At 60.5% G+C, this 12,707-nt stretch carries 14 protein-coding genes; 11 read left to right on the forward strand and 3 right to left on the reverse strand.

Going from position 1 to position 12,707, the window contains the following annotated elements; translation table 11 throughout:
- The first annotated feature begins 196 nt into the window (after positions 1 to 196).
- The 11 genes from ACK9YZ_RS28610 to ACK9YZ_RS28660 all read left to right on the forward strand — a co-directional run bounded on the left by ACK9YZ_RS28610 (position 197) and on the right by ACK9YZ_RS28660 (position 9,834).
- Entirely contained in the window at positions 197 to 1,312 is a 1,116-nt protein-coding gene (locus tag ACK9YZ_RS28610) for an ABC transporter substrate-binding protein (RefSeq protein WP_416066970.1), read from the forward strand.
- 14 nt (positions 1,313 to 1,326) lie between these two features.
- Positions 1,327 to 2,379: an ABC transporter ATP-binding protein gene (locus ACK9YZ_RS28615; RefSeq protein WP_416068448.1), complete on the forward strand. Its 1,053-nt coding sequence runs from the start codon at positions 1,327 to 1,329 to the stop codon at positions 2,377 to 2,379.
- Between the two features lie 2 nt (positions 2,380 to 2,381).
- The gene (locus ACK9YZ_RS28620) at positions 2,382 to 3,254 is read left to right on the forward strand and encodes an ABC transporter permease (RefSeq protein ID WP_416066971.1); all 873 of its coding nucleotides are present in this window, start codon (positions 2,382 to 2,384) and stop codon (positions 3,252 to 3,254) included.
- The gene (locus tag ACK9YZ_RS28625; RefSeq protein ID WP_216760309.1) at positions 3,251 to 4,051 is read left to right on the forward strand and encodes an ABC transporter permease; all 801 of its coding nucleotides are present in this window, start codon (positions 3,251 to 3,253) and stop codon (positions 4,049 to 4,051) included. Before ACK9YZ_RS28620 ends, ACK9YZ_RS28625 begins: the two co-directional genes overlap by 4 nt.
- A 16-nt stretch (positions 4,052 to 4,067) precedes the next feature.
- Positions 4,068 to 4,688, forward strand: coding sequence for a cysteine hydrolase family protein (locus tag ACK9YZ_RS28630; RefSeq protein WP_216760308.1), 621 nt, complete (start codon positions 4,068 to 4,070; stop codon positions 4,686 to 4,688).
- A 1-nt stretch (position 4,689) separates the two neighbouring features.
- On the forward strand, positions 4,690 to 6,075 hold the full coding sequence (locus ACK9YZ_RS28635) for an amidohydrolase (RefSeq protein WP_416066972.1): 1,386 nt from the start codon (positions 4,690 to 4,692) through the stop codon (positions 6,073 to 6,075).
- A 48-nt stretch (positions 6,076 to 6,123) separates the two neighbouring features.
- On the forward strand, positions 6,124 to 7,014 hold the full coding sequence (locus ACK9YZ_RS28640; protein ID WP_416066973.1) for an MBL fold metallo-hydrolase: 891 nt from the start codon (positions 6,124 to 6,126) through the stop codon (positions 7,012 to 7,014).
- Between the two features lie 198 nt (positions 7,015 to 7,212).
- Complete coding sequence (locus tag ACK9YZ_RS28645) at positions 7,213 to 7,857, forward strand: lysophospholipid acyltransferase family protein (RefSeq protein WP_416066974.1); 645 nt, start codon at positions 7,213 to 7,215, stop codon at positions 7,855 to 7,857.
- On the forward strand, positions 7,854 to 8,801 hold the full coding sequence (locus ACK9YZ_RS28650) for a phosphatidate cytidylyltransferase (protein WP_416066975.1): 948 nt from the start codon (positions 7,854 to 7,856) through the stop codon (positions 8,799 to 8,801). The genes ACK9YZ_RS28645 and ACK9YZ_RS28650 overlap by 4 nt, the downstream gene beginning before the upstream one ends.
- On the forward strand, positions 8,801 to 9,196 hold the full coding sequence (locus tag ACK9YZ_RS28655; protein ID WP_416066976.1) for a hypothetical protein: 396 nt from the start codon (positions 8,801 to 8,803) through the stop codon (positions 9,194 to 9,196). The genes ACK9YZ_RS28650 and ACK9YZ_RS28655 overlap by 1 nt, the downstream gene beginning before the upstream one ends.
- On the forward strand, positions 9,193 to 9,834 hold the full coding sequence (locus ACK9YZ_RS28660) for a CDP-alcohol phosphatidyltransferase family protein (RefSeq protein WP_416066977.1): 642 nt from the start codon (positions 9,193 to 9,195) through the stop codon (positions 9,832 to 9,834). The genes ACK9YZ_RS28655 and ACK9YZ_RS28660 overlap by 4 nt, the downstream gene beginning before the upstream one ends.
- Before the next feature lie 112 nt (positions 9,835 to 9,946).
- Here ACK9YZ_RS28660 and ACK9YZ_RS28665 read toward each other — a convergent pair whose 3' ends face one another.
- The 3 genes from ACK9YZ_RS28665 to ACK9YZ_RS28675 are packed head-to-tail and all read right to left on the reverse strand — an operon-like array spanning position 9,947 to position 12,695.
- A complete protein-coding gene (locus tag ACK9YZ_RS28665; protein ID WP_416066978.1) occupies positions 9,947 to 11,191 on the reverse strand; it encodes a Zn-dependent hydrolase in 1,245 nt (414 codons plus the stop codon).
- An 11-nt stretch (positions 11,192 to 11,202) separates the two neighbouring features.
- Positions 11,203 to 11,847 (reverse strand): TenA family protein, encoded by a 645-nt coding sequence (locus tag ACK9YZ_RS28670; protein ID WP_416066979.1) that lies wholly within the window; start codon positions 11,845 to 11,847, stop codon positions 11,203 to 11,205.
- Between the two features lie 5 nt (positions 11,848 to 11,852).
- Positions 11,853 to 12,695 (reverse strand): BtpA/SgcQ family protein, encoded by an 843-nt coding sequence (locus ACK9YZ_RS28675; protein WP_416066980.1) that lies wholly within the window; start codon positions 12,693 to 12,695, stop codon positions 11,853 to 11,855.
- Positions 12,696 to 12,707 lie beyond the last annotated feature (12 nt).

Here is a 12,707-nt window from a genome sequence, read left to right on the forward strand (position 1 = left end):
TATGCAATATTGCATACAATACGCTTATTATTTGGGCACATGCCTATTTTCCTTCGAAATTAGGGTCTGCGAAAACCCATCACGGAAGTGCTCGAATTTGTCTATTTCTTTGTTTTAAAATGATTTTTTACATCTGGCATGACCGTTGCATAGTAATTGTCCATCCACTCAAGGGGACACTAAAGGAGAACATAGCATGGCATCCAGAAAGCCTTCCGCACCCTCCGGCCAGGACAGCCACTCGGCGATATCGCGCAGATCGGTTCTGAAGGCCGCCGGGGGATTTGCCGCGGCGACGCTCATTTCCGCGCCCTTCGTGCGCCCCTCTTATGCCGCGGCGACGCTCAGGATCTCGAACTTCGGCGGCTTCTTCGAAGAGGCTTTCGCAAAGGACGTCTATCCGGCATTTACCAAACAGACCGGCATCGCGGTCCAGTCGATCCCGCAGTCCGGCAGCTCGCAGTTCCTCGTCCAGCTCGGCCAGGCGATCCAGGCAGGTTCGGCTCCCATGGATATCTGCTGCGCCGGCCAGGCAGATGTTATTCGCGGTCGCCAGCGCGGCCTCTGGGCAACTGTCGAAGGCTCGAAGCTCAAGAACCTCGGCAACCTGATGGACGGTTTTGTCTATGAGGACGGCGGCAAGGTCGATGGCGTCGGCGCCATGGCCTGGTACATAACCCTGATCGCCAACCCGTCCGAATTCGAGAAGCTGCCGGAAAGCTGGACGGAACTCTGGAAGCCGCGCCCGTCGGCCTGGGGCCTGCAGGGCGGCGGCAACAGCGTGCTGCTCGACATCGTCGCTGGCGTCTATTTCGACGGCGCCGCGACGCTCGATACCCAGGAGGGCATCGACAAGGTGATCGCGAAGATTGCCGAGCTGAAGCCCAATGCAAAGCTTTGGTGGACCGACGAAGGCTCGATGCAGAGCGCCTACCAGAACGACGAGGTCGTCGGCGGCCTCTATTTCCATGACGTCTCGATGATCATGAAAAAGGAAGGCACTGACGTCGCCTCGATCTTTCCGAAGGAAGGCGCCGTGCTCGGTTATAACGCATGGTGCGTTCCGAAGGTCGCCCAGGTGAGCGACGCAACGGTCGCCTTCCTCGACTGGAGCGCCACGCCGGAATGCCACGAGCTGATCGCCCGCAACGTCGGCGCCGCTCCGCTGATCGAGCGTTCGAAACTCAGCTTGACGGATGACGAGTTCAACGCGGTTTCCTTCACCGGCAAGCCGATCGTCGTCGCTTCCGCGGCAAAGGTGAAGAACGCCGATTACATCTCGACGCAGATGCTCAAGATGCTCGGTCAGTAAGTCTGGACGGAATGATGCAAGGCCTGGAAATCTCACACCTCACGAAGTCCTTCGGCGCAAATACGGTCGTCTCCGACGTGTCGCTTGACATCGAACAGGGCAAGTTCGTTTGTTTCCTCGGTCCGTCCGGCTGCGGTAAGACGACGTTGATGCGGATCATCGCCGGTCTCGAGCGCCCGACAAGCGGCACCGTACGCCTCGATGGTCGCGACATCACCGGAATTCCGACGAACGAACGAAACTTCGGAATGGTCTTCCAGGCCCTTGCATTGTTCCCGCATCTCGATGTGGCCGGCAATATCGGCTACAGCCTTCGTTATCGGACGATGGCGAAGCATCACAAGCAGGAACGGATCGACGAGCTTTTAAAGCTCGTGGATCTGCCCGGCATGCAGTCGCGGCGGGTCGATCAACTCTCCGGCGGCCAGCGACAGCGCGTCGCGATTGCCCGCGCACTGGCGCAGGAGCCGCTTCTCTTCCTGATGGACGAACCGCTCTCGGCACTCGATGCGAAATTGCGCGACCATATGCAGGTCGAATTGCGGCAATTACAGCAGAAGCTGAAAATCACCACGATCTTCGTCACGCACGATCAGCGCGAGGCGATGACCATCGCCGACCAGATCGTCGTCATGGCGCGTGGCAAGGTGCAGCAGGTGGGCAGCCCGGTCGATATCTATCGCAAGCCGGTCAACCGCTTCGTCGCCGACTTCATCGGCCAGAGCAATCTTGCCGAAGGAATTCTCGTCGATCGCAACCATGTGCGGATCGGCGAAAGCGTCATCACCACCAGCCCCGCCCCGACGTCGCCGAAAACTGGAGATCGGGTCACGGTCTGCGCCCGGCCGGAAAGCACCCTCATCTCGCGACCGGTGGCCGGCAGCGACGCGCCCTCCGGAACGGTCACTTTCGTACGCGATCTCGGCTCGAGCGTCGAAGTCTTCCTGGAAAGCGGCGGTCGCCAGGTGATCGCCTCGCTCGCCCCCGCGGCCTGGGCTGAACTCGAAGGAGCAGGCGAATTCTCCATCTCCTTCGCACCGGGTTCGGTGACCGTGCTGGAGGATTGACCATGTCGCTCATCTCAGGACAGGAGAGCGTCAACGGCAAGCGCCTGTCGATAGCTTTCGGCCTCGCCTGGCCGTTCTTCATGATCGTCGCCTTTTTCGGTGTGCCCTTCGTTCTCCTGCTGCGCGTCAGCCTCGCCCGCGTCGATCCCGCCTATTATCAGGGCAGCGGCTGGTCGCTCGAGGCTATGGCGGGCCTATTCCAGCCGATGGTGCTGAACGGCCTGACCTTCTCGCTCTGGCTGGCGCTGACCGTCGCCACGCTCAGCATGATCATCGCCTTTCCGGCCACCTATTTCATCACCCGGATGAGCCGTAAGGCGCAGATCGTCTGGCTGATCGGTCTGCTGACGACACTTGCCTTGTCCGAAGTACTGATCACCTTCTCCTGGCAGATCATTCTTTCCAAGCGGGTCGGCATCTCGAATATCGCCGTCTTCCTTGGCCTCCTCGACAAGCCAGTCTCGCTGACGCCAAGCTTTTATGCCGTCGTCAGTTGCCTGATCTATGTTGTCGTCCCCTTCAACGTGATGACGATCTATCCTGGCCTGTCGCGCATGGACGCCTCCTATATGGAAGCGGCCTCCACCATGGGAGCCACCCCGGTCCGGGCGTTCTTCAACATTCTTCTGCCCCTGATGCGCAAGCCGATCGCCACCGCCTATCTGACGACCGTGGTGATGACGATCGGGGCCTATGTCGCGCCCCTGGTGCTCGGCGGTCCCAGCAACTGGACCATCGGCGTCATCATCAGCGAAGTGGCCAATTCCGCCCAGAACCTGCCGCAGGCCTCCGCCATTGCCGTCTTGCTGATGCTGGTCACCGGCGCGATGATCCTGGTGATCAACCGGGTTGGCGGAAAGGGATACACGTCATGAGCCGGTTTGTTCTCAAGCTCCTGCGCCAGTTCTTCCTCCTCTGCCTGGTCTTCTTCCTGGCGGCGCCGCTCATCATCGTTGCAGGTGTCAGCTTCAACACAACGGCACAGATGACCTTCCCGCCGCAAAATATCAGCCTGCGCTGGTACTTTGCCTTCATGGAGGATCCGGCATGGACGTCGGCCTTCCTCCGCTCGGTGATCATCGCAGTTGCCTCTTCGCTTTTGACGATCAGCGTCGCCTTTCCGATCGCCTATATCCAGTGGAAGACCAATTCACGCTTTGCAAAGCTGCTGGCCGGAATGGCCGGTATTCCCTTCATCCTCCCGCCGGTCGTTATCGCCGTCCTGTTCCTGCTGTTCTGGGGCGCGGTCCGGCATGTCGGCCAGATCGAGAACATCGTCATCAGCCATGCCGTGACCTTCATTGCCGTGCCGCTGGTGATGATCTCGCTCGGCTTCTCGGCGATCGACAAGTCGCTCGTCGAGGCGGCCCGGACGATGGGCGCGCGCGAAAACGATATCCTCAGAACCGTCGCAGTCCCCATGGTCCTGCCGTTCGTCGTCTCGAGCTTCATCTTCGTCGCGATCTTCAGCCTCAACGAATATGTCATCGCCTTCATGGTGGCGGGCTTCACCGCCGAGACCATGCCGGTGAAGATCTTCTCCAACATGCGCACCGGCTTCTCCCCAACCATGTGTGTCGGCGCCGTCCTGTTCATGCTGATCGGCCTGTTCGGCTTCATCACCGTTGCCCGCCTGGGCAATCTTCCGAGACTTCTCGGTGCACGTTTTTAGATCGAAGGAGCATTCCATGCCAAAGAAGCAAAATCCAATGATCGTCGGCCAACCGGTGCTGATCGTCGTCGACATCCAGAAAGTCGGTTTCGACGATGACGGCTCGATCCCGCTGATGCCGGGCATTATCGAGCGCATGCGCAAGGCCCGCACCGTCATCGATGCTGCCCGCGAAGGCGGCGTGCCGATCATCTTCCTGCAGGAAAGCCACCGCAAGAGCGGCGTCGATTACGGCCGCGAAATGGATGGCGACGAAGACATGCACCTGCGCGAAGACTGGCCGGGCACTGCCATTGCTGCCGAGGAAGTCGGCTTGCGCGACGACGACTACGTGATCGTCAAGCGCCGTTACTCCGGTTTCATCGGTACCGATCTGCAGATCCTGCTGCGCGGCCTCAAGGCCGATACCTTGATCCTCGTCGGCGGCCTCACCAATATCTGCGTCCACTACACCTTCGCGGACGGCCACCAGTCGGATTACCATTGCCGCGTCGTCGAGGACTGCGTCGCCGGCTCCTCCATCGAGGCCCATGATGCGGCCCTCGCCAATATGGAATACCTGCAGCACGGCGCGCGCCGCACGGCCGCCGAAATCAACGAAGCCTTCCGCACCTGGCAACAAGGCAAGGCCGCCTGAGATGCAGGATCGCCTGAAGACCGAAACGCGCCGCATCTGGTCCAGCCTCGCCGCCGAGATCGAGCAGCTTTTTGCGGAGATGTGGAAAGTACCGGAACTGCCGGCACTCGAGTACAAGTCGCAGGCGATCCTCTGCGATTTCATTGAACGGCACGGCTTTTCGGTCGAGCGCGGCAGCGGCGGCGTGCCGACGGCATTCACCGCCCGCATTGCCAATGGTGAAGGTCCAAAAGTCGGCATCCTGATCGAATATGACGCCCTGCCGAGCCTTTATAATGACGCGGTTCCCTATCGACAGGGGAACCGGCGCCTACCCGGTCATGGCTGCGGCCATAACCATATCGGCCCGGCCAATACCGGCGCCGGTATTGCGGCCGCCAAGGCAATGATCGAGCTTGGCCTGCCGGGCGAGATCGTCATCGTCGGTTGCCCGGCCGAGGAAATCGGCTGGGGCAAGCTTGCACTGCAGGCCGCAGGTGTATTCGACGGTCTAGACCTGGTTTTGACCTCGCATGGCGATTACCAGAACGGCTCGCTTGCACGCCCCTGCCACGCCATGGCGAGCGGCGAATTCAAGTTCATTGGCGAAAGCGCTCATGGCGGCAAGACCGCCGCCCGCAACGCGCTGCTTGCAGCGGAAGCTGCCTATGCGAAATTCGATCGTCTTCGCCAAGATGTGCCCGACCTGCAACTGAAACATGTCTACCGCTTCGCAGGCATCACCCCCGGCGTGACGCCTGAGGAAGTGCGCCTCTGGTCCTCCGTCCGGCATCATGACTTCGATATGGTGCAGGATGGTTACCAGTTGATGCTCGATACCTATAGCCGGGTCGCCGCCGAACACGGTGTCGAGCTGGTGGCCGAGCAGATCGCCAATTGCCGCGGCTATCTCGGCAATGACACGGTCGGCCGCGTATTGGATGCGTGCCTGAGGGAAATCGGTCCGCCGCGCTGGACCGATGCCGATATCGAATGGATGGAACAGCTTTCCGCAGCCTGCGACCCCGGCAAACCCTTCAAGCTGCATCGCGAGCTCGAATATTTCGACACCGGCATCGATTATTACGGCCAGGACGACGGCGACATCAGCTGGCAGATCCCGCTCGGCCGGGTTAACTGGGCCTATCCGGACAATGTGCCGATCCACCACTGGGCGTGGACTGCACTGTCGGGACATTCGTCGAGCAGCCCGGGGCCGCTGATGGCCTCCGAAGCTCTTGCGATGGGTGCGATCACATTGCTGGCGTCGCCGGAAACGATCGCCGCCGCCAAGGCGGAACTCACCGAGCGCACCGGGGGCAAACGCATTCCCGGGCCGATGCCGACGATTTCCGACGTGCTGGCGAAGGACCCGCAGTCCTTCTGGGACGCGACCTGGGCGCGCTAAAGCGCCCGGTCGTCATGACGTAGAAACCAATATCCGTGAGAAATCCAAATGACGGGCATGCTTGACGACTTCCGGATATTCGAACCCTATCCGGGCATATTCGCCTATTACGACGGGCGCATCGCCGGCAAGCGGCTCTATTCGGAAGAGCCTAATTGGCTCGACGACGGCGCCTTCAGCCTCGGCATCGCCTCCTATGCGATCGTCGACGGCAATGAGGCGCTGGTCTACGATACCCACATCACCCTCGACCACGCCCGCGCCATCCGCGCCCATCTGGAGGCGCTGGGTGTCTCGAAGATCACGGTGATCCTCAGCCATTTCCACAATGACCATATTGCCGGCAACGAGGTGTTTGCCGATTGCATCATCGTCGCCAACGGCGCGACCGCGCGGCTTCTCGAAGCGGAAAAACCGCGGATCGCCGCCCGCCTCCCGAAGATCGATCCGGTCATCATGCCAAACAGCCTGTTTGACGGCAGCCGGTCGATCACCGTCGGCAGCCGCATTGTCGAACTTCACGAGTTCAATATTCACAGCCCCGACGCCACGGTCCTGTGGCTGCCCAAGGAGCGGCTTCTGTTTGCCGGCGACACGCTCGAGGACACCGTCACCTATATGACGGACCCCGCCGCCCTGGCGCTGCATCTCGAAGAGCTGAAGCGACTGCGATCCTTCCCCATCAACCGCATCCTTCCCTGCCACGGCGACCCGGAGCGGATTCTTGCCGGCGGCTATGGGCCTTCCTTCATCGACGCGACGATCCGTTATGTCGAAGCGATGAATGACCAAGCACCCGAGCCGGAGATCTGGAGCAAACCTTTGGCTCAAGCAGTCAGCGAGGATGTGAAGAGCGGTGCGCTGATCTACATCCCCGCCTATGAGGATGTGCACGCCTCCAATGTCGCTCTGCTGAAAGCCTATCGCGGCAAGGGCTGACGGACGGCAAAACAGCGTTCGCTCCAGGAGTAGTTCGGACGGGAGAAGGGAAGATCTTCTCGCGGCGCAAGTCCTCCACGTCGGAGCCAGGCCACCGGCCTACGCCTTTGGGGTGAAAACCTGCAAAGCGCCTTCCCTCCGCCAATCACAATGCTAGAGTTTTGATTCGTGATCCGGCTAACATCAATAGAGTGGTGAATGAAGGCTTTGCTTACAAAGGCCGCGGCGACGGTCATCGTACTGTTCGCACGCGCGGTCACGGCGGTCCGCGCCGTGTGGCCCGAGGAAGGCCTGCCCTCCCGTCCCTGCGTTTATTATGCCAACCATTGCAGCCACGGCGATTTCGTTCTGGTCTGGACCGTATTGCCGCCAAGACTGCGGCATCGGGCACGTCCGGTCGCAGGCGCCGAATATTGGTTGAAGTCCTGGCTCAATCGCTTCATCGGCAGCGATGTCTTCAATGCGGTGCTGATCGCGAGGGATCGGGAGAAGCGGACGGAAGATCCCGTCACGCAGATGGCCTCGGCCATCGATGCCGGTTCGTCCCTCATTCTCTTCCCGGAAGGCACGCGAAACCAGTCCGACGCACGGCTCCTCCCATTCAAGAGCGGTATTTTCCATTTGGCTGCGGCGCGCCCTGATGTCGAGCTCGTGCCGGTCTGGATCAGCAATCTGAACCGCGTCATGCCAAAGGGTGAGATTGTTCCGATACCGCTGATCTGCACTGTTACCTTCGGCAGCGCTTTGCAGATCGCGCCGGGCGAAGGCAAGGATGTTTTTCTCGAACGGATGCAGGCCGCTCTCCTGGCTCTGTCTCCGAACATTGTAGGCGGTGGGGAATGAGTGGCGCGAATTCCGATCTTATGACGCTCGTAGCCGGGATCTTCGGCGTGCTTATCGTTGCGTCGGTCATCGGTTACATATTGCAGCAACGCCTCTCGCCCAACGGTTCGAACGCGGCTGTCGAAAACCTCAACGCGCGGATCAAGGCCTGGTGGGTCATGGTCATCCTGATCGGTATCGCTTTCATAGCGGGCCGTATCGGCGTTTTGATCCTGTTTGGCTTTTGTTCATTCGCAGCACTTCGTGAATTCGTAACCCTCATCAATACAAGAAGGGCGGATCACTGGGCGCTTGCGGCAGCCTTCTTCGTCGTCGTTCCGATCCAGTATTTTCTGCTCTGGGCTGAACAATATGGCATCTTTTCGATCTTCATCCCGGTCTATGCCTTCCTGCTGATGCCGATTATCTCGGTCCTGCGAGGCGACACGGAGCGCTTTCTCGTTCGCATCGCGGAAGTGCAGTGGGCGCTGATGATCTGCGTCTTCTGCGCTTCCCATGTCCCTGCTCTGCTGACCTTGAAGATAGCGGGATACGAGGGCCGCAATGTGCTGTTGATTGCCTTTCTGGTGATCGTCGTCCAGCTCAGCGATGTCCTGCAATATGTCTGGGGTAAACTGCTCGGACGCACGAAGATCGCGCCAAGACTGTCGCCATCGAAAACGGTCGAGGGCTTTGTCGGCGGCATCGTCAGCGCGACCCTGATTGGAACGGGCCTCTGGTGGATTACGCCCTTCACACCGCTTCAGGCAGGGCTTCTCGCCTTTGTCATCACGTTGATGGGCTTCTTCGGAGGCCTGGTCATGTCGGCGATCAAACGCGACCGCGGTGTCAAGGACTGGGGCAATCTCATCGAAGGCCATGGCGGATTGATCGACAGGCTGGATTCCGTCGTCTTCTCGGCACCCATCTTCTTCCATCTTACCCGCTACTGGTGGTCGCTCTGATGCCTGTTATGCTGCAACGTCTTTTGCGCAGCGGCGTGTTCCACGTCCTGTTCGCTTTTCTGGCGATGGGCAGCTGGGCCATCTTCGCCAATCGCACTCATGTCATGCCGGCGCCACTCTATGCCGGTCTCGTGCAGGGGACGATATCCGCCTGCCTGACGCTTTTCCTGAAATCGGTGATCGACTGGCTTTCCAGCCGCTTCAGCGGTTCAACACGATTTTGGGCGCCGCCGCTGATTGCCTGCCTTGGCTCGGCCAGCATTCTCGTGGCGATCCATGCGGCAAGCGGCACACCGGAGATAATCAAGACCATCGCGCTGCCGCTGCTGGTATCGACGACTTATGCAGCGATCTACAACTATTCGATCTCCGCAAAACGAGGTTTCGACGCATGATAGACACAGGAGACCGGAGACCTCTGGCGAGCCGCAACACCCGCTGGGCGGGCGCAATTGCCCGATGGATGGCCGCGCGAGCCATCACGCCGAACCAGATCTCGCAAGCCAGTATACTGGCGGCAGCCATCGCCGGCGTTGCTTTCTATCTGGCGGGACAGACAACAGGCTTGCCGCGCGCCGGCTACCTGCTGCTGGCTGTACTATTCTGCCAGGCACGCCTCCTTTGCAATCTGTTCGACGGCATGGTCGCCGTCGAAGGCGGAAAGGGAGAGGCTGACGGTCCTTTCTGGAACGAGTTTCCGGATCGCATCGCCGACCTGATGATATTCGCGGGCGTCGGATATGGCATCGGCATGCCGGGGCTCGGCTGGGCGGCCGGAGCCTTCGCCGTATTGACGGCCTATGTCCGGGAACTTAGCCGCGCCACCGGCAATCCCAGTGATTTCTCCGGCCCGATGGCCAAGCAACACCGGATGGCGACGATCACGGCGGCGGGATTGGCATCCCTTCTCGAGCCATTGTGGGGCGGGCAGAACCAGATCCTGACAATCGGTCTCGGCGTGATAACGGTGGGAGCAGCCCTCACGGCGATCCGCCGCTCGAAGGCATTGGTCACGCGCCTCAAGCTGCGCTGACGAGGTGGTCACAGGGTCGACGCCAAGTTCTCTACAGGGAGGAAGTGAATGAGACTCACTCCCTTATGTGCGGCGACGCCGACCTCGACTGTCGTTAGAGATCCTATTCTTCTCAGCCTTTAGCAAGCTCGACCGTCGACTGCAGCAACACTCTCGCTCCTGAAACGACATGCTCGGGTGCAGTATATTCGGCTTCGTTATGACTGAGACCATCGCGGCAGGGCACGAAGATCATCGCCGAAGGTGCGATCCGATTGGCGAAGAGCGCATCGTGGAAAGCGCCCGACACCATCCTTTTCGTCCCCAGCCCGGCGACTGCTGCGGCGTTCTCCAGAACCCCCAGCAGCCTTTCGGGAAAATTTGCCGGCGCCATGTCAAAACTGCGCTTGAACAAAACCTCGCAGCGCTGAGCCTTGACGCGTTCCTCGAAACATTGTTCGATCGTCGCGTTCAGCCGATCGATCTCCAATGAATCGGGATGGCGGATATCAATGGTGCAGCGTGCCATCTCCGGAATTGCGTTGATCGCTCCCGGCTCCACCTCGATGCGCCCGACGGTAAATCGGGCGTGGTCATCCTGCGGCATGACAATTGAATAGAGCGTGTCCAGCGCCGAGATCATGGCGCGCAGAGGGTCCCGGCGGTAGGAAAGAGCCGTCGTGCCGGCGTGAGCCGTCTGACCCGACACCTCCACCTGCAGCCATCGCGTTCCCTGGATACCCGTCACGATGCCGATGGGGATATCCTCCTTCTCCAGCGACGGCCCCTGCTCTATGTGCACCTCGAGATACGCATGGACCGGCATGCCCAGGTCGCGCATCGTAGCCTGGGGAAGAGCCTCAAGCGTTGCTCTCAGCTCGGCGCCGAACAATGCGCCGTCGGTCGAAACAAGCTCGGACCATGCAGTTGGGATCGCGCCCGCCGAAAAGGCGGACGAACCCATGCAGCCGGGCGCGAAGCGGCATCCTTCCTCATTGGTCCAGGCGACAACCTCGACCGGCCGTTCCGTTTCGATACCCGCATCCTCAAGGCTTTCGAGAACCTCGAAGGCCGAGAGCGTTCCGAGCGCGCCATCGAAACGACCGCCGGCTGGCTGGCTGTCGAGATGACTGCCGATCAAGAGTGGCGGCGCCCGGTCGTCTTTACCGGACCGGCGGATGAAGAGATTTGCGACGGGATCCTGGAAGACGCCAAAACCACGCGCAGCGGCCAACTCAGCCAGCAGGGACCGGGCTTCCCGATCCAGTCGGGTCAAGGCCTGACGATTGACGCCACCGCGCGCGGTCGCGCCGATCTCGGCAAACTGGTCGAGGCGACCCAGCAGACGCGCGCCATCGATGTCGATATCCGCAGTCATCGCACGACCTCTCAGGAATAGGCTGCTTCGTGAAAATCGATCTCAAGACGTTGCGCACGCCCGAATATGGCGCTCAACCGCGTGCGCTCGGCAGGAGCCATGGTCTCGCCCGCCTCGTCCAGAACAGCCTTCAGCCAGCGCGCCTGCGCCTCGAACTCGGGTTCTGCGTGAAGCTTGACCCACTCCTTGAGCAGGGGATCGCCGATTGCGGTCGAGTTCGCCGCCGTCGACCAGGTCCAGTACATCCATTCGGCTGCGAACATGGCAGCAATCGTGTCGAGAAAACCGCCGTCACGGGCAATTGCCAGCATGCCGTCGCGGAAGGCTGCGACATCGGCCCGGCCGGTATCATAGCGGGAAGGATCGATGCCGCGTGCCGCGAAGGTCTTTTCGAAATAGGCAATCTGCTGGTTTGCGAGCGCATCCAGAACGCCGATCAGCCACCGCTTCTGGGCGATGGTTTCGGCTTTGGCGGTAGCATAGGCAAAGATCGCAATCGCCGTGTCGACGAAGGCGCCTTCGAAGACGAGGTATCGTTCGAATGCCTCGTTCGAAAGGCGGTCAGCCTTGATATCCTCGACGAAGCGATGGTGAACCATCGCTTCGAAGACGTCACGGTTTTCGTCGAGCATCTGTTGCGAGAGGGTGCCGCCCATGATCGTTACGCCTCCAGTCCGGGTTTTGCGGCTTCGACGAAGGCTGCTACCCGGGCAGGCTCGACGGGGTTCCACCAGACGCCACCCTCCTTGAGCGACGAGGCGACGATGACGCCGTTGGTGCGCTTCAGGATCTCGACGATATTCTCCTTGGTCACGCCCGAGCCGACGAGCAGTGGAAGATGAGTGGCGGCACCGATTTCCTCGATCTCCTCCATCGTTGCGCTGTTGCCCGTTCTCTGGCCGGTCGCAATCACCACGTCCGCGTCGAAGAAGGCCAGGTCACGGGTCAATTCGTCGATCGTGCGGTCAGCGGTAATGGCATGTGCGCCGTGCTTCACATGGCTGTCGGCAAACACCTTGATATGCTCGGCCCGCAGAGCCGAGCGATAGCGCATGGCCTCGGCGGCGCGGCCTTCCATGAAGCCTTCATTGGCGACATAGGCGTTCGCCCATTGATTGACGCGGATGAAGCGCGCACCGCCTGCCGCCGCGATCGCGAAGGCCGGGATCGGTGCATTGGCAAGCACGTTGATCCCGAGCGGCACGCCGGCGGCGCGCGCGATGCGGTCGGTCACAACCGACATGAAGGCTGCGGTCTCGTGGCCGATATCCTCTGGCTTGGAAAAGGGAATATCGCCGTGATTTTCCACGATCAATCCATGGATGCCGCCTTTGACGAGCGCGTCCGCGTCGCGCATGCAGATGTCGTAGATCGTCTCCATCGCAGCACTCCGATAGCGCGGAGCACCCGGGAAAGGCGGGCAATGAATCATCCCGATCAATGCCTTGTCAGTGCCGAATATTTCCCGTATGGCGCTTGTGGCCTTATCCGATATCTGCTGCATTTTTCTTTCCTT

This window comes from Rhizobium sp. ZK1, from assembly GCF_047782645.1.
Taxonomy (GTDB): Bacteria; Pseudomonadota; Alphaproteobacteria; order Rhizobiales; family Rhizobiaceae; genus Rhizobium.

Excerpts from the sequence above, each read along its gene's own strand:
- ACK9YZ_RS28635 (WP_416066972.1), top strand. The coding sequence starts at position 4,690 with ATGCAGGATCGCCTGAAGACCGAAACGCGCCGCATCTGGTCCAGCCTC.
- ACK9YZ_RS28670 (WP_416066979.1), bottom strand. The coding sequence starts at position 11,847 with ATGGGCGGCACCCTCTCGCAACAGATGCTCGACGAAAACCGTGACGTC.
- ACK9YZ_RS28610 (WP_416066970.1), top strand. The coding sequence starts at position 197 with ATGGCATCCAGAAAGCCTTCCGCACCCTCCGGCCAGGACAGCCACTCG.
- ACK9YZ_RS28650 (WP_416066975.1), top strand. The coding sequence starts at position 7,854 with ATGAGTGGCGCGAATTCCGATCTTATGACGCTCGTAGCCGGGATCTTC.
- ACK9YZ_RS28625 (WP_216760309.1), top strand. The coding sequence starts at position 3,251 with ATGAGCCGGTTTGTTCTCAAGCTCCTGCGCCAGTTCTTCCTCCTCTGC.
- ACK9YZ_RS28620 (WP_416066971.1), top strand. The coding sequence starts at position 2,382 with ATGTCGCTCATCTCAGGACAGGAGAGCGTCAACGGCAAGCGCCTGTCG.
- ACK9YZ_RS28675 (WP_416066980.1), bottom strand. The coding sequence starts at position 12,695 with ATGCAGCAGATATCGGATAAGGCCACAAGCGCCATACGGGAAATATTC.
- ACK9YZ_RS28640 (WP_416066973.1), top strand. The coding sequence starts at position 6,124 with ATGACGGGCATGCTTGACGACTTCCGGATATTCGAACCCTATCCGGGC.
- ACK9YZ_RS28615 (WP_416068448.1), top strand. The coding sequence starts at position 1,327 with ATGCAAGGCCTGGAAATCTCACACCTCACGAAGTCCTTCGGCGCAAAT.
- ACK9YZ_RS28645 (WP_416066974.1), top strand. The coding sequence starts at position 7,213 with ATGAAGGCTTTGCTTACAAAGGCCGCGGCGACGGTCATCGTACTGTTC.
- ACK9YZ_RS28655 (WP_416066976.1), top strand. The coding sequence starts at position 8,801 with ATGCCTGTTATGCTGCAACGTCTTTTGCGCAGCGGCGTGTTCCACGTC.
- ACK9YZ_RS28665 (WP_416066978.1), bottom strand. The coding sequence starts at position 11,191 with ATGACTGCGGATATCGACATCGATGGCGCGCGTCTGCTGGGTCGCCTC.
- ACK9YZ_RS28660 (WP_416066977.1), top strand. The coding sequence starts at position 9,193 with ATGATAGACACAGGAGACCGGAGACCTCTGGCGAGCCGCAACACCCGC.
- ACK9YZ_RS28630 (WP_216760308.1), top strand. The coding sequence starts at position 4,068 with ATGCCAAAGAAGCAAAATCCAATGATCGTCGGCCAACCGGTGCTGATC.